The organism is Ensifer sp. ENS03, assembly GCF_014852035.1.
GTDB classification, from domain to species: Bacteria; Pseudomonadota; Alphaproteobacteria; order Rhizobiales; family Rhizobiaceae; genus Ensifer; species Ensifer adhaerens.
Window position 1 is genome coordinate 437,876 of the sequence record NZ_JACVAV010000002.1, and the last position, 14,410, is coordinate 452,285.

14 protein-coding genes and 1 pseudogene are annotated in these 14,410 nt (G+C 64.3%); 6 read left to right on the forward strand and 9 right to left on the reverse strand.

From position 1 onward, the window contains the following. From IB263_RS08825 to IB263_RS08835, 3 genes are all read right to left on the reverse strand, one after another. Positions 1–2,154 carry a molybdopterin cofactor-binding domain-containing protein gene (locus IB263_RS08825; protein WP_192438297.1) on the reverse strand — a complete coding sequence of 718 codons (2,154 nt, stop codon included), beginning with the start codon at positions 2,152–2,154 and terminating at the stop codon, positions 1–3. Positions 2,155–2,158: 4 nt separating this feature from the next. Beyond that, positions 2,159–2,614 carry a (2Fe-2S)-binding protein gene (locus IB263_RS08830; protein ID WP_034793355.1) on the reverse strand — a complete coding sequence of 152 codons (456 nt, stop codon included), beginning with the start codon at positions 2,612–2,614 and terminating at the stop codon, positions 2,159–2,161. Positions 2,615–2,851: 237 nt separating this feature from the next. Then, positions 2,852–3,247 (reverse strand): Ohr family peroxiredoxin, encoded by a 396-nt coding sequence (locus IB263_RS08835; RefSeq protein WP_034793353.1) that lies wholly within the window; start codon positions 3,245–3,247, stop codon positions 2,852–2,854. A 150-nt stretch (positions 3,248–3,397) separates the two neighbouring features. On the opposite strand from IB263_RS08835, the gene IB263_RS08840 reads away from it, so the two are divergent. Continuing rightward, on the forward strand, positions 3,398–3,883 hold the full coding sequence (locus tag IB263_RS08840; protein ID WP_034793351.1) for a MarR family winged helix-turn-helix transcriptional regulator: 486 nt from the start codon (positions 3,398–3,400) through the stop codon (positions 3,881–3,883). Positions 3,884–4,010: 127 nt separating this feature from the next. Here IB263_RS08840 and IB263_RS08845 read toward each other — a convergent pair whose 3' ends face one another. The 3 genes from IB263_RS08845 to IB263_RS08855 all read right to left on the reverse strand — a co-directional run bounded on the left by IB263_RS08845 (position 4,011) and on the right by IB263_RS08855 (position 7,268). After that, on the reverse strand, positions 4,011–5,042 hold the full coding sequence (locus IB263_RS08845) for a DUF3095 family protein (RefSeq protein WP_090294113.1): 1,032 nt from the start codon (positions 5,040–5,042) through the stop codon (positions 4,011–4,013). Between the two features lie 199 nt (positions 5,043–5,241). Then, on the reverse strand, positions 5,242–5,724 hold the full coding sequence (gene greA, locus IB263_RS08850; RefSeq protein WP_192438299.1) for a transcription elongation factor GreA: 483 nt from the start codon (positions 5,722–5,724) through the stop codon (positions 5,242–5,244). A 167-nt stretch (positions 5,725–5,891) separates the two neighbouring features. Next, positions 5,892–7,268 carry a phenylacetate--CoA ligase family protein gene (locus IB263_RS08855; RefSeq protein WP_246810988.1) on the reverse strand — a complete coding sequence of 459 codons (1,377 nt, stop codon included), beginning with the start codon at positions 7,266–7,268 and terminating at the stop codon, positions 5,892–5,894. A gap of 322 nt (positions 7,269–7,590) precedes the next feature. Between IB263_RS08855 and IB263_RS08860 the strand changes: the two genes are divergently transcribed. Further along, on the forward strand, positions 7,591–8,244 hold the full coding sequence (locus tag IB263_RS08860) for a glutathione S-transferase family protein (RefSeq protein WP_192438301.1): 654 nt from the start codon (positions 7,591–7,593) through the stop codon (positions 8,242–8,244). Positions 8,245–8,307: 63 nt separating this feature from the next. Here IB263_RS08860 and IB263_RS08865 read toward each other — a convergent pair whose 3' ends face one another. Continuing rightward, positions 8,308–9,465 carry a M20 aminoacylase family protein gene (locus tag IB263_RS08865; RefSeq protein WP_192438303.1) on the reverse strand — a complete coding sequence of 386 codons (1,158 nt, stop codon included), beginning with the start codon at positions 9,463–9,465 and terminating at the stop codon, positions 8,308–8,310. Positions 9,466–9,622: 157 nt separating this feature from the next. Here IB263_RS08865 and IB263_RS34665 point away from each other — a divergent pair. After that, positions 9,623–9,967: pseudogene (locus IB263_RS34665) on the forward strand (putative immunity protein); the annotation flags it as partial. Positions 9,968–10,162: 195 nt separating this feature from the next. On the opposite strand, the gene gcvA reads toward IB263_RS34665, so the two are convergent. Continuing rightward, positions 10,163–11,107 carry a transcriptional regulator GcvA gene (gene gcvA / locus IB263_RS08875; protein WP_051659274.1) on the reverse strand — a complete coding sequence of 315 codons (945 nt, stop codon included), beginning with the start codon at positions 11,105–11,107 and terminating at the stop codon, positions 10,163–10,165. Positions 11,108–11,231: 124 nt separating this feature from the next. On the opposite strand from gcvA, the gene IB263_RS08880 reads away from it, so the two are divergent. Continuing rightward, complete coding sequence (locus IB263_RS08880; RefSeq protein ID WP_034793321.1) at positions 11,232–11,936, forward strand: SDR family oxidoreductase; 705 nt, start codon at positions 11,232–11,234, stop codon at positions 11,934–11,936. A 70-nt stretch (positions 11,937–12,006) separates the two neighbouring features. On the opposite strand, the gene IB263_RS08885 is transcribed toward IB263_RS08880, so the two are convergent. Continuing rightward, entirely contained in the window at positions 12,007–13,167 is a 1,161-nt protein-coding gene (locus tag IB263_RS08885) for a sensor histidine kinase (protein WP_162770617.1), read from the reverse strand. 291 nt (positions 13,168–13,458) lie between these two features. On the opposite strand from IB263_RS08885, the gene IB263_RS08890 reads away from it, so the two are divergent. Both IB263_RS08890 and IB263_RS08895 read left to right on the forward strand, forming a co-directional pair. Next, complete coding sequence (locus tag IB263_RS08890) at positions 13,459–13,602, forward strand: hypothetical protein (RefSeq protein ID WP_192438309.1); 144 nt, start codon at positions 13,459–13,461, stop codon at positions 13,600–13,602. A 293-nt stretch (positions 13,603–13,895) separates the two neighbouring features. Beyond that, on the forward strand, positions 13,896–14,393 hold the full coding sequence (locus IB263_RS08895; protein ID WP_192438578.1) for a GNAT family N-acetyltransferase: 498 nt from the start codon (positions 13,896–13,898) through the stop codon (positions 14,391–14,393). The last annotated feature ends 17 nt before the right edge of the window (positions 14,394–14,410 follow it).

Sequence of the window (14,410 nt, forward strand, 5' to 3'; positions counted from 1 at the left end):
TCAAACCCTCCTCAGGTCGCCCTGGTCGATCGGCAGGGTTCTGAGCCGCTTGCCGGTCGCCATGAAGATCGCGTTCAGAAGCGCCGGCGCCACGCCAGGCGTGCCGACTTCGCCGATGCCGCCGGGCGCCTCGGCGCTCGGTACGATATGCACCTCGATCGGCGGCGTCTCGTGGATGCGCAGGACAGGCGCGTCGTCGAAATTACCTTCGACCACCGCGCCGTTTTCGACGGTGATGCGCCCGTAAAGTGCCGCGCTCAGGCCATAGACGACGCCGCTCTGGATCTGCGCTTCGACCGTGTCCGGGTTGATCACCTGGCCGCAATCGACCGCGCAGACGATACGCTCGGTCTTGAACCTGCCGTTCCCGTCCAGGCTCACTTCGGCGACCATCGCTGCGAAGCTGCCGAAATCCTCGGCAACCGCGATACCCCGCCCCCTGCCCTTGGCAAGCGGGGTCGACCAGCCGGCCTTCTCGGCTGCAAGGTCGAGCGCGCCGAGCAGCCGCGGCTTGTGCTGCAGCAGCCGCCGCCGGTATTCGAGCGGATCGATGCCCGCCAGTTCCGCCAGTTCGTCGATTCCGCATTCGACCGGGGGAATGTTGCGGGTGGCGCCGACACCACGCCAGTTACCGGTGAGCATGCCATCCGGCGCCTCTTGGCGGGCAAAATCGGTTTGCCTGTTTTCGATCGCATAGGGCGTTTCGGCCCCTGCCATCTGGTCGAGGTCGACACCGTCCTTGGTAAAGCCCGGGAACCAGCGCGCCATGACCGACGGGCCGATGACCCGGTGCCGCCAGGAGACCGGCATGCCGTCGGCCCCGAGCGTCGCCGTCACCTTGCTGTAGTTGAGGTAACGATAGCAGTCGTGACGGATGTCCTCCTCCCGGCTCCAGGTCACTTTCACCGGGCCCTTCACCTGCTTGGCGATCTTCGTCGCGAGGATCACACCGTCGACATCGAGCCTGCGGCCAAAGCCGCCGCCGAGCAAGTGGTTGTGCACCACCACCTTTTCGACCGGCAGGCCGGTCACGTCGGCCGCCGCCTGCCGTGCCCGGCTCATGATCTGCGTTCCCACCCAGACCTCGCAGCCATCGGGGCGCACATGCACGGTGCAATTCATCGGCTCCATGGCGGAATGGGTCAGGATCGGCATGCGGTAGACGAATTCGTGCACCGGCCCATGCTCGGCCTCGGCCTTGGCGACATCGCCTTCGCTGACATGCGGCAGGGCCTTGCCGTCGATCGCCGCATCCATGAGGTGCTCGAGTTCGGCTTGCGAAACCGAGGCGCTCGGCCCCGGATCCCATTCGATCGAAAGGGCCGCGAGCCCCTTCCGCGCAGCGCCGGTATTGTTGGCGACGACCGCGACGGCCTCCTCGATGCGGATCACCTGGCTGACGCCCTTGATCGCCATGGCCGGGGCCTCGTCGACTGAGCGCAGCTTGCCGTTGAAGTGCGGACAGATCGCGATCGCCGCATAGGAGACGCCATCCGGGCGGGCATCGATGCCGAATTTCGCCGTGCCGTTCACCTTCTCCGGGCTGTCGAGACGATGCACCGGCTTGCCGATCACCCGGTAGCTGGACGCCGGCTTCAGCGGCACCTCCTGCGGCACGACTTCAGAGGCCGCAGCCGCAATCAGGCTGCCATAGGCGGCGCGCCGGCTGCCGGCGGTCTCGACCACATGTCCCGCCTCGGCCTTGCAGGCGTCGGGCGAAACGCCCCAGTCGCGCGCCGCAGCGCCGATGAGCATGATGCGGGCCGCCGCACCCGCCTTGCGCATCTGCTCGTAGACACCGCGGATCGCAAAGGAACCGCCGGTGATCTGGTCGCCCAGCAGCGGATTGGCATATTGCTTGGGGTCGGCCGGCGCATGTTCCAGCACCACCTGGTCGAGCCCGACCTCCAGCTCTTCGGCAAGCATCATCGCGACCGCCGTATAGATGCCCTGCCCCATTTCCACCGAGGGCATGACAAAGGTGATCTTGCCTTCCTGGGGAATGCGGATGAAGGCGTTCGGCGAAAAGGGCTCGCCCGCCGCGACGGCCGCCTGCGGCCTGAAGCCGATCACCAGCCCCGCGCCGGTCAGCGATGCGCCGATCAGAAGCTGGCGGCGCGATAAGGAAAGGTTCGTTCTGTCGAAGATGGACATGGCATCACCCCCGCGCCGCAAGCTTGATGGCTGCACGAATGCGCGGATAGGTGCCGCAACGACAAATGTTTCCGGCCATGACGGCATCGATGTCGTCGTCGGTCGGCGTGGGATTGGCGGCAATGAGCGCGGTCGCCGACATGATCTGCCCGGATTGACAGTAGCCGCACTGCACCACGTCGATGTCGAGCCAGGCCTGCTGCACCCGTTTGCCCTCGGGCGTGTCGCCGATCGCCTCGATCGTGGTGATCGGTTTCTCCGCCGCCTCTGACACCGGCATCACGCAGGAGCGCGCCGCCTGCCCGTCGACATGCACCGTGCAGGCGCCGCACATGGCGATGCCGCAGCCGAATTTGGTTCCGGTAAGCCCTATCGTGTCGCGCAGGACCCAGAGCAGAGGGATATCGCCGTCCACATCGACGGCATAGCTCTTTCCATTGACCGTGAGGTTGTAAGGCATGCGACCATCGGCCCCTCAGGGCCGCTCCCCTGTACATGCGAAGGCGCGAAAATACCAACAAGGGCGACGATCGGCCAAATTACATTCTTGTGAGGTCCCGTCGGGAAAATCCCTCCGCCGCCGCCGGACGCCATGCGTAGAGGAACGAGCGCTGCTGAAACGAAATCGGGATGCGCCGCGGCTGGTGACCAGCTCAGGCACATCCCGATGATATCAATAGGTTTTTTTAAGCCGAAATCAGAGGAGATTGGTCTCGACGTCGATGTTGCCGCGCACTGCCTTGGAGTAAGGGCAGATATCATGGGCGGCGTGGATGATGTCGTGCGCAACGTCGCGGTCGAGACCATCCAGGCGAACGTTCAGGCGGGCACGCAGGAAATAGGAGCCGTCGTTGACGTTGAGATCGATCTCGGTATCGACCTGCGGCCCGGCCGGGAGCTTCACCTTGCGCTGCAGCGCTGCGAGCTCGATCGCGCCCAGGTAACAGGCCGACCAGGCGGCGCCGAACAGGTTTTCCGCGGCCGGATGCGGCTGGGTGAGCTTGAGTTCCAAAGTGCCGTCTTGGCTGATGGTGCCGCCGTCGCGGCCGCTGGTGTTGTGGGTCTTGCCGGTGAAAAGAAGCTTCTCGGTCATGTCATTTCCTCTCTGTTTGATTTTTTATCTGATCCGCTTTAATCGGATACGATGTTTATAGATGAAGCGTGAAGCACCGTCAACACCATTGCGATTTAATCGGATACGATTTATATTAAGTGCAGACAACGAAAAGGAAAAAAGATTCCCATGTCCACGTCCAAGACTGCCAAGGACCCTGGCACTGCATCGGCCAAGGGCGGCAAGAAGCTCTCGAACTTCCTGTGCTTTGCGATCTACTCGGCAAATCTTGCCTTCGGCCGCGCCTATAAGCCCCTGCTCGACAAGCTGGGCCTCACCTATACCCAATACGTGACCCTCGTGGCGCTGTCGGAAGAGGACGACCAGACGGTGAGCACGCTTGGTGAAAAGCTCTTTCTGGAATCGAACACGCTGACGCCGATCCTGAAGAAGCTCGAGGCTGACGGTTACCTTCAGCGGCGCCGCGATCCCGCAGACGAACGCCAGGTGCGGCTGACGCTGACGCCGGCCGGCCAGGCGGTGGTGGATGCCGAGCCGGGTGCTGCGCTGACCGACGTGATCGGCCTCGGTGACGACTTTGAGACGGTGCAGCGGTCGGTGGCAAAGCTGCGCGACAACCTGCTAGGCGCTGGTCAGCCCGGAAACCGGAAATAGTGAAGGTCGCTGAAACGCCCGCCTGCCGCTGCCGCGATTATCGCTCGCGCAAAGGCCGGCACGGCGATTGGAGCGGCCAGCATCACGCGCAAGGGCGGCTCTCCGCCGTCCTTGCCGCTTGGCCGGATCAGGCACTCAAGCGCTCACGCGGCACCATCATTTCCGCCGCTTTGGCGTAACCGCCGTCCATGCCGTCGAGAAAATGTAAGTGCGCATCCGGTCGCGCCGACGGCACAAGGCAGGTCATCAGCGCGTGGCTCTGCCGATGCAGTCCGAAGATCACCTCGCCCCGCGCCTTGGCGGCCGCAAGGATCGCCTCGATGCGGTCGATCTGCTCCGTCGTGCAATCCACCGTCAGGCGCAGACCGTCGTCATATTTGCGAAAATCGGAACTGGCGGCCACTCCCGCCCAGCGCTCGGGCGCAACCCGCACCCGCGCGTCCTTCGGCACACCCATTTCCTCCGGCAGAGGATGCGACTGCCGCGGCCCTTGATCGAAGACAGCGATCACCGCGCGCGCCACCGCGGCAAAGCGCTCGGGCGTCACGTCGTCGGCGGGTTCGGCCAGCAGCGACAGGATCTGCCCCTGCCGGCTTGGAAACGGCCGCCATTCGCAGGCAAGGCCGGTCAGATCCGGTTCGGCTCCATGGCTTTCCGGCGAAAGCAGATAGCGCCCCTGCTTCAGCTGCCGCTCCGCCCACTTAAGCCCACCGCCGGCAAACATCGCATAGGTCGCGTTTTCCGATGCGGCATAGCGGGCGATGCGCACATCCTGGCCATGGTCCCTGATATCCCGGACCGTCAGCAGGCCAACGCGCAAATCGAGACCAAACCGGTCCCTTGCGAAGGCGGCGAGCTGCCGCAGCGCCGAAGCTGCCATTGTCGCCCCGCCCGGCGCCAGCGCAAACGCCGCGCCATCGCCGCGAAACACGAAGGGAAAATCGAAATCGCCGCGCGCATTGCCGATGGCGGCAATCACCGAAGCGCCGACATAGTTGACGTCCTCGTAGCGCCCGGCCCGGATCGCGCCGGTGGAATTCACGACGTCGGTGATGCCGATCAGCCAGTCGTCCGGCAGCGGCTCGTAGACATCGGGATCGAGCACGCGGGAAAACTCGCGATAGGCGCGAACGGGCGTAGCGTCACCAGTGTTGTGCATGTCCATTCTCCGTACCGACGAACCGAGCAAACCTCTTGGCCGCCTGCCTCCGGCAAGCGCCTCCGATCATCCGGCACCGCCAAATTAGATCGGACGCGATATAAATACCGAGCAACAGCGGAATGTCAAGATGACACTATTAAATCGGATACGATAATAATAACCACGAATCCACGCGATCAAGCCGATACGCTAAAGGTCAGGAAATCGCGACGATCTCGAGCTCCTGGTCGCCGACCGTGACGAGGTCGCCCACTGCCTTGCCCATGAGGATGCGCGCCACCGGCGAGACATAGGAGATCGATCCCGCCTTGGGGTCTGCCTCGTCCTCGCCGACGATCCGGTATTTTTGTACCCGCCCGTCGTCCCGGCTGAAGGTCACCGTGCTGCCAAAGGCGACGATCTCGTTGGAGGCAGGTTCGGGCATCAGCTGTGCGGTGCGCAGCCGTTCGGAGAGATAGCGCACGTCCCGCAAGGGTCCCGCCTGCTGCCGCCGCTTTTCGTTCACGTCGTCGATCGTGGCTGCCGCTTCATAGGCGACCCGCGCCTCCTGCATCTGCGCCTCCAGCGCCGTCAGCCCCGCCTTTGTCACCAGGTTCGGATGCGGCGAAACCGCCCGGTCCGGCAGCAACGTCTCGGCGGCGGTTTCGGCACTTTCTTCCTTGGTGAAGGCAACGCTCAATCTTCAAAACTCCGTATCGCGGGCAAGAGGCCGGCTTCATATCGGCCCCGGACCGGCCTATCAACACTATAAGCCGCTTGCCCGCCCGCCGGCCACCGGAATGTCCACCTGCTGCCGCGTGGCCGAAGCCGGGCCGCGATTGCACCACGCGTGCATCCTGCCCTCTCCTAGTCGCCGCCGGAGACCACCAGCTTTTGCTTGGCGCCGCCGCCCGAACGCGCAATCGCATCCACGACCCGCACACGGAACTCCGCGGGTTCGGCTTCCACCGCCTCGAGTGCCGCACGCACGCCCAGTTCGACGGCAGCGTGGACGGCGGCCGCATCGGCGCCTTCAAACACGGCGATCGCGATTTCCAGACCATCCGGCAGTTGCACGAACTGGAATTGCCGCACCCCGGCCGCACCCGTCAGCGGCGAGCGAAGCCGGTGGGCGTGCACATTGACCGTCCCACCACCACGCCTGGGCAGCCGCAGCGTCTCTTCCCTCCGCCCGGCAATCGACCCGATCCGCCAGAACGGCAGGCCGCAGCGGCACGGCTCAGTCGCCATCGCCACGATGTCGGAGATCTCGTAGCGCACCAGCGGCAGCGCGCGATTGGCAAGGGTCGTCACCAGCAGCTTCGCGCCCTCCACGCCGTCGGGTACCGGGCGGTCGTCTCCGTCCACCACCTCGAAGACGAAGCTGTCCTCGGCGAGATGCAGCCCGTCGCCAAGCAAGCATTCGTGGCCCATGGGTCCCGCCTCGGTGCAGACATAGCTGTCGGCGATGGCCGCCTGCCAGGTCTCGGCCGCAAGCTCGCGCACCTCCTCCGTCAGCGTTTCGGCGCTGGTTCGGAAAAGCCGCGGCCTGATCCTCAGCCGCCCCGCCTGCTGCTCGCCCACCAGGACACGCACGAAGGACGGATAGGTCGAGATCACCTCGGGCTGGTTCAGGTTGAGTCCCTCCACGATCTCCTCGATCGGCATCAGCACGTTGAACCGGGGCGCCGGCGGCCTCAACGCCCGAAGTTCCACGCCGATATGGTAGGAAATATGGACCGGCGACGAGGCGAATATGGCAACACTGCGCGTCGTCTCGTCGATGCCGACGATCGCCTGGAAACGTACCATGTTGGCGATGGCCGATAGCCAGGCTGCGGGATCGAAGACCGCGACCCCACGCTCGCCGGTCGTGCCGCCCGTGGCAACGGCTCTGTATTCACCAAGCAGAAGCGAGCCGGAAGACTGTCCGCCGAGATGCCCCTCGACCAGTTGCCGGCTCAGCCTCGGGTCGGTAACGATCCGGTCGAAATTCTCCATAAGCGCCCGCTTCGTCAGCACGGGCAGATCCTTGAGTGCGGCCCCCTTCGCCAAGCGGTCGCCAATGGTTTCGCGATAGTAGGGTGACGCATTGACCGCATGCTTCAGGGCGGATTGCAGCGCGCCGCCTTGAAACGATCGCAACAGCTCCCGCGACCATTCCGAGCGCAGCAGACGCTCCTGTGCCGCCTTCAGCAGAAGGTCGCGATCGAGCGTCGGAGACGCGACGGTGACTGGCGACATCGGATCAATCCTCGTGTCCTGCTTCAGCCTGGAACCGCGCCAACTGCCACCGGGCACGGTCAAAAGGTCCGCATGCGGACGAACCGTCGCTCCGGCAGATGGAACCGGGCCCCTTGCCGCGGAAAGCGGAATCGGCCCGCCTGCCCGCTGCAACCGGGATTTGCGGCGAAACGTCCAATTGCACCTCAGGGCCTTGATTGTATCGCGAAAGCGGGGATCTATGCGGCTGCAACGCGAAAAAGCCGCCCCGCCCCAGTCTCGACGCAGGGCGACCAGGCTTCGGCCGGATTCGTCGCGGCACGATCAAGGAGGAGAAAAGCAGTTGGCCGAGCCGTTTGTCGTCTACGGAGCCTCAGGCTCAGGATCGGTTCCGATCGAGGCCGTTTTGAGCCTCATCGGCGTGCCCTACCGCGTCGAGGAACACACCCCCTGGGAAGGAAAGCAGGAGGCGGACAGGCTGGCGCGCATCAATCCCCTGCGCCAGGTTCCGGCCCTCGCACTCCCGGCCGGCGAACTGATGACCGAAAGTGCCGCGATCCTGATCTGGCTCGCCGATGCCTATCCCGAGGCCCGGCTGGCACCGGCGGTGACCGACGCAAGACGACCGGCGTTTCTCCGATGGATGACCTTCGTATCCGCCGCCATCTACGCGCTCTACTGGATTGCCGACGATCCCTCCCGCATCGCCGAACGGGAGGAGGACCACGCGACCGTCAAGGCCCGCGTGTTCGACCGCGTCGCCCATTGCTGGCAGCGAATGGGCGCGGAACTGCAACCGGGCAAATATCTTCTCGGCGATGAACTGTCGGTCCTAGACCTCTACGTCGCCACCGCCTCGCGCTGGTCACCCGGCCGCCGCCGCTTCTACGAGGTCGCCCCGACCCTTGCCGACATCGTCCGCCGCGTCGATACCGATCCGAAGCTCGCGACGCTCTGGGCGGAACGCTTTCCGTTTACCGAGGGCTGGGAGCGTTGAGGGCAGGAAACCTCGTTGATGTCGTCGCTGCAGCCGCAGCGCGATGGACATCCGGCCGATCGCTCAGAGCGGCATTCTGCCCTCCACGATGGCCCTGAAATAGGCCACGCCGAAAGGAATGGCATCGTCATTGAAATCGAACCGCGCATCATGCACCGACGCGCTGTCGCCATTGCCGATCAGCATGATGTTGCCTGGGCGCGCTTCGAGCATGAAGGCGAAGTCCTCCGAGCCCATCAGCGGCTCCAGAGCGTCGTTGACGTGCGCGTCTCCGACCAGGGAGCGCGCCACGCTGACGGCAAAGGCGGTCTCGCTGCCATGGTTCACGGTCGGCGGAAACATGCGTTTGTAGGTGACCGTGGCGCTGGCTCCGTAGGCCTCGGCAATCCGTTGCGCGATGGAGGTAACGCGCCCCTCTATCAGATCTCTCGTGCCGGGATCGTAGGTCCTGGTCGTCCCGCCCATCTCGGCCGATTGGGGGATGACGTTGCCGGCCTTGCCTCCTGCCATCCAGCCGACCGTGACCACGGCGCACTGACGCGGATGGACGTTGCGGGAAACGATCGTCTGCAAGGCCAGAAGTATATTGGCGCCGACCACCAGCGGATCGACGCTGACGTGCGGGGAAGCGCCATGCGCGCCCTTGCCGTCGACCCTGATCCTGAAGCCATCGGCCGAAGCGGCCAGAGGTCCACACGCGGTGGCAAACTGCCCGATCGGCAAACCGGGCTCCGTGTGCATGGCATAGATCTCGTTGATTCCGAAACGCTCCATAAGGCCATCGTCGACCATGGCCTTGCCACCGCCGCCGCCCTCTTCGGCCGGCTGAAAGACGACCACGGCCGTGCCGTCAAATGCTCGCGCCTCGGCCAATTCCCGCGCGGCCCCCAGCAACATCGCCGTGTGGCCGTCATGACCGCAGGCGTGCATGACGCCCGTTGTCCTTGACGCCCAGGCGGCCCCTGTCGCCTCCTCGATTGGCAAGGCATCCATATCCGCCCGCAGGCCAATCACCCTGCCGCTTGACCGCTTCTGGCCGTGGATAACGCCCACGACGCCCGTCCGACCGATGCCGGTCACGACCTCGTCGCATCCGAACGCGGCGAGTTTGGAACGCACGAACTCCGCCGTCCTGTGGACGTCGAACTGCAACTCCGGATGGGCATGAATGTCGCGCCGCCAGGCAACGACATCGCCATAATCGGAACCGACGGCCGGCATGGAGCCTCCCTTTTCCTGAGTTTGCGGCTGCAAATGGCTCGGCGGTGAAAGATATGGCGTTTATGAAGGGATGCAACCTGCGCCCTCTATACAACCGATCGGCTTGTCACGTGGCGACCGCATGATATGCATTCGGCCTGTTCACCATGAGCACCCCATGACCGACGAAGCCCCACCACCGCTCCTGACCGAAGACGACCTGCGCCATATTACCCGCTGGGCGGTCCTGTGCGCCGCGCGCGCGCTGCCGGTCTTCGAGGCGGCGGTGCCGGGCGATACCCGGCCGCGCGAGGCGATCGCCGCGGCTGTCGCCTTTGCCGAGGGTGGTCCGCGCACGGCCGTCTTGCGCAAAGCCGCCTGGGGCGCCCAGGCAGCGACGCGCGCGGTTGACGATCCCGCCGCCAAGGCTGCCGCCCGCGCGGCCATTGCTGCGGCCGGTGCGCCCTATACCCACCCGATCGAGACGCCGCACCAGATCAACCATGTGCTCGGCCCCGCCGCCTACGCCATCCAGGCGCTGTCGATCGGAACAGCCGACGAGGCAGCCGCCACCGAAACGGAACTCCGGCAGCTGATCGCGCTCGCATCGACGGAAATCCGAGGCATCGTCGGCAAGTTGCCGGGACGAAAGCCCAGCAAAGGCGCGTTTCACGCCCTGCTCTACCGGCTCGACACGCGCTGCGTCGCTGATCGCGGATCAGGAACCCTCGCTCCGCCACCCATTTGCAGGATCCCGATCGGTCGGGCCTCCCCGCTCCTTTTTCGCCTCGTCACTGAGCCAGGCGATCACAGTTTGAAGGCTGAGCGACTTTCGGTAGCGCGGCCAGACCAGATAGAAGTCCGAGGGCCCAGTCATCGAGCCCTCGAACAGCCGGATGAGCCGCCCTTCGGCGAGATCGCGCGCGACGAAATCGCGGTTGGCAAGAACGATCCCCTGGCCTGCCGTCGCCGCCTCGATCGCGTGCGAGGTCTGGTTGAAGCTGATGCCCTTGAACGAGGCCTGCCGGCTGCCGCCGAAATGCCGCTCGATGAACTCCGGCCAGAAATTATGGGCGTCGTGCAGCAGCGTGTAGCTGGCCAGTTCCTCGGCGGTTTTCGGCGCCGGCCGCCCGGCAAGCAGCATCGGGCTGCAGACCGCGACGATCTCCTGCTCGAACAGCAGTTCCACCGCAAGCCCCGGCCCGAAGGGTGGCCGCCCATAGCGCACGGCGAGATCAACGCCATCGGCCTGGAAGCTCGACATGCGGTCGGTCGCCAGAATATGCAGGTCGAGATCCGGATGCCGCGCGGTGAAATCCGGCAGGCGCGGGATCAGCCAGCGCGACGCGAAGGACGGCGTGGTGCTGATCGTCAACCGCACCGGCTGGGGCTTCAGCCCGTCGGTCGCCCGCGCGATGATCTCCAGCGCCCGCCTGACATCGGCGATATAGGCGCGTCCCTCGCCGGTCAGCGCCAGCGCGCGCGGCAACCGCTCGAAGAGCTTGACCCCAAGCTCGGCCTCGAGCCCGCGGATCTGCTGGGCGACGGCCCCTTGCGTCACGCCCAGTTCCTCGGCTGCAAGGCGAAAGTTCAGGTGGCGCGCGGCCACCTCGAACACTTTCACCCCATTCAGCGAAGGGAGCTTTCCCGGTGCATCACTCATCGGATAGTTTTTCTACTGCCATATGAAAGCGAAATTGCTTCGTCGTCGCATGGAGGAGATGGTATTTCAATAGCAGCACCCGCGAAAGCGGCATTTCACGAATATGGATGAGGAGATTGGTAAAATGGCAGTAGAAAAAGTGGCCGTAATCACCGCCGGCGGCTCAGGCATGGGTGCCGAGAGCGCCAGGCGTCTGGCAGCCGACGGCTACAAGGTTGCGATCCTCTCCTCCTCCGGCAAGGGCGAGGCGCTCGCCGCCGAGCTCGGCGGCATCGGTATCACCGGCTCCAACCAGTCGAACGATGACCTGAAGCGTCTTGTCGATGCGGCCATGGAAAAATGGGGCCGGATCGACGTGCTGGTCAACAGCGCCGGCCATGGCCCGCGCGCCCAGATCCTCGAAATCACCGACGAGCAATGGCACACCGGCCTCGACGTCTACCTGATGAACGTCATCCGCCCGGTCCGCCTCGTCACGCCGATCATGCAGAAGCAGAAGGCGGGCGCGATCATCAACATCTCCACCGCCTGGGCCTTCGAGCCCTCGCCGATGTTCCCGACCTCCGCCGTCTTCCGCGCCGGTCTTGCCTCCTACACCAAGATCTTCGCCGACACCTATGCGGCCGACAATGTGCGCATGAACAACGTTTTGCCCGGCTGGATCGACAGCCTGCCGGCGACCGAAGAGCGCCGCGATGCAGTGCCGATGAAGCGCTACGGCACCAGCGCCGAGATCGCCGCCACCGTCGCCTTCCTCGCCTCTGATGGTGCCGCCTACATCACCGGCCAGAACCTGAAGGTGGATGGCGGCCTGACGCGTTCGGTCTGAACGCGAGCCACCCCTTTTACTCCCGTCGCGCGCCTCTCAGGGGCGCGCGCCAGCCATTGTCGCATCCCGCTCAGGCCGTCACGGCCGGCGCGGCGTTGATGGCAGCATCGGCAAGCCGATCGGCGGCGGGTGCCCTCAACGGCATGGTCAGGGTCACGCGGAAATGGGCCGGGGAGACCGGTCCGGCGATGAGCGAACCGCCCTCTGGGAAGCGCGCCTTGACACGCTCTTCGACATTCGCAAGCCCCACACCGAGCCCGGATCGCTTGACCATCGGCAGGACTTCGCCGGCATCGGACACGTTGTCGACCGAAAGCTGCAGCCGGTCCTCCTCCTGCGACGCGCTGATCGTGATCTTCAGATCGCCGGACGAGCGCCCGAGCCCATGCTTCACGGCATTCTCGACGAGCGGCTGCAGGATCAGGCTCGGCACCAGCGCCGTTCTCAGCTCCTGCGGAATGTCGAGCGTGACGCTGATGCGATCGGAGAACCGCTCTTTCTCGATCGCCAGATACTCCGATTGCAGCGCCAGTTCCTCCGAAAGCGCCAGATCCCGCAGAGGATCCATCTCCAGTGTCTTTCGCAGAAACGACGACAGCGAAAGCACCACGCGGCTCGCCTGAGAGGAGGCGCCCTCCTCGATCAGACCGACGATCGAGTTCAGCGTGTTGAACAGGAAGTGCGGATTGATCTGGTAGTAGAGCGCCTGCATCTTCGCGGTCAGCGCCTCTTCGCGCGAGATCGCCAGCCGGCGCTCCTGCGCGCGGACCTTCAGATTGTACATGTAGGCGATGAAGAAGCAGGACCAGCCGAAGAACAGCGAGACGCCGTAAAACAGCGTGTAGCAGAAGTTCTCGATCGTATAGTCGACACCGACTGCGGGCTTCACATAGGTGAACAGGTGATAGTCGATGGTGGTTGCAACCGTCGACGCCAGAATGGACAGGACGGCCGACACGAAAACCTGGGCTGCGATGTTCCGCGCGCGCATCATCGCCACGATGTGCGAAATCATCAGCGTGATCAGCACGCAAACCAGCGACACGACGAGCTTGATCGGCGCGTAGTCGACCGGATTGACGCCCAGCACCACCCAGAGCCCGCCGGTCATGAAGAACTCGGCCGCCCAGAAGGAGAGCACCAGCTTGATCACGCGCGAGAAGAACGCCGCGGCGCTCGTGTCCGAATGGTCCATGTCGAAGGTTTTTCGGTAGAAACTTCCAAGCACCATTATTCCGGCCACCATCCGCATTCGGTCATTCGCATCGTTCAATCTATTTGCCTCAATTAGCGAAAATCAACCAATGCAGGCAAATCAACCTTTGTACGCCACAGGAATAGAAGGCGCTGCGGGGGCGCTGAGGTTCCCCTGCGCGGCCACACAGACGCCAGCATAGTGGTCAAATCGGCCCCCTCAGTCGCTTGGCCGGGCCACCCTCCGTGCGCATGTTCGTCGCTATCCCGTTGTCTTTCCTTGAGAAGCTCCTATTTCCCTGACGAAACCGCGAAAAAGGAGTTCCGCATGAACCGAAACGGCCTCTATCTCGTCATCGCCCTGCTTGCCGTCGCCGTCGTCGGCCTCGGCATCTATGTCTACCAGGAAGAGACGAAGCCGGGCGTCGAGATCAAGATCGGCCAGGACGGCGTTTCGGTTAAGGAAAACTAGGACGCAGGCAACAGGCGCGAACGACGAAGCGGGAACGGACCTCAACCGGCCGCCGCGTGAACGCGTTGCGCTGCCAGAGCCGCCTGTTGACCATGGCAAAGGCCTGGCCCTATACCGAACCTGCTCGCCTGAACTGAGCAGAGGAATTGTCGATGCTGGAGCTTGTTCTCACCCACTGAGCGTCTCGATCGGTCGAGACGCGAAACCGCGCCACCGGCGAACGATACCCGTCGTTCGCGGTCGACAGCGCGCGACTGAAGGGTTTCAAGAACAGGTTTTTGACAATGACCACCATCGACATACGCTCCGAACGAGCGACTGACATCGCAACCATCCGGCAGATCACCAAGGCCGCTTTTGCGCCGATGGCCTATAGCAGCCAGACGGAAGCCGAAATCATCGACGCGCTGCGCAAAGCCGGCGCCTTGACGATCTCGCTGGTCGCCCTCGACCAGGGCGAAATCATCGGTCACGTCGCCTTCTCCCCGGTCACGATCGACGGGGAGGACAAGGGCTGGTTCGGTCTCGGCCCCGTCTCCGTCAGGCCCGACCACCAGAAGAGCGGCACCGGCGGCAGGCTGATCCGCGAAGGCCTTGCGCGCCTTGCAAAGACCGGCGCCAAGGGCTGCGTCGTTCTCGGCGAGCCCGACTACTACAAACGCTTCGGCTTCGAGAACCACGCCGCCCTGCGCCTTGAAGGCGTTCCGGCCGAATACTTCATGGCAGAGGCGTTCGAAGGTCCGGTACCGTCAGGGCGCGTCAGCTTCCACGCGGGCTTTGATGCAAGCTGATTGACCTGACGACATGC

What these genes read in the sequence shown, in the direction of transcription:
- IB263_RS08825 (WP_192438297.1), bottom strand. Translation starts at nt 2,154, where the DNA reads ATGTCCATCTTCGACAGAACGAACCTTTCCTTATCGCGCCGCCAGCTT.
- IB263_RS08830 (WP_034793355.1), bottom strand. Translation starts at nt 2,614, where the DNA reads ATGCCTTACAACCTCACGGTCAATGGAAAGAGCTATGCCGTCGATGTG.
- IB263_RS08835 (WP_034793353.1), bottom strand. Translation starts at nt 3,247, where the DNA reads ATGACCGAGAAGCTTCTTTTCACCGGCAAGACCCACAACACCAGCGGC.
- IB263_RS08840 (WP_034793351.1), top strand. Translation starts at nt 3,398, where the DNA reads ATGTCCACGTCCAAGACTGCCAAGGACCCTGGCACTGCATCGGCCAAG.
- IB263_RS08845 (WP_090294113.1), bottom strand. Translation starts at nt 5,042, where the DNA reads ATGCACAACACTGGTGACGCTACGCCCGTTCGCGCCTATCGCGAGTTT.
- IB263_RS08855 (WP_246810988.1), bottom strand. Translation starts at nt 7,268, where the DNA reads ATGTCGCCAGTCACCGTCGCGTCTCCGACGCTCGATCGCGACCTTCTG.
- IB263_RS08865 (WP_192438303.1), bottom strand. Translation starts at nt 9,465, where the DNA reads ATGCCGGCCGTCGGTTCCGATTATGGCGATGTCGTTGCCTGGCGGCGC.
- gcvA (WP_051659274.1), bottom strand. Translation starts at nt 11,107, where the DNA reads ATGAGTGATGCACCGGGAAAGCTCCCTTCGCTGAATGGGGTGAAAGTG.
- IB263_RS08880 (WP_034793321.1), top strand. Translation starts at nt 11,232, where the DNA reads ATGGCAGTAGAAAAAGTGGCCGTAATCACCGCCGGCGGCTCAGGCATG.
- IB263_RS08885 (WP_162770617.1), bottom strand. Translation starts at nt 13,167, where the DNA reads ATGGTGCTTGGAAGTTTCTACCGAAAAACCTTCGACATGGACCATTCG.
- IB263_RS08890 (WP_192438309.1), top strand. Translation starts at nt 13,459, where the DNA reads ATGAACCGAAACGGCCTCTATCTCGTCATCGCCCTGCTTGCCGTCGCC.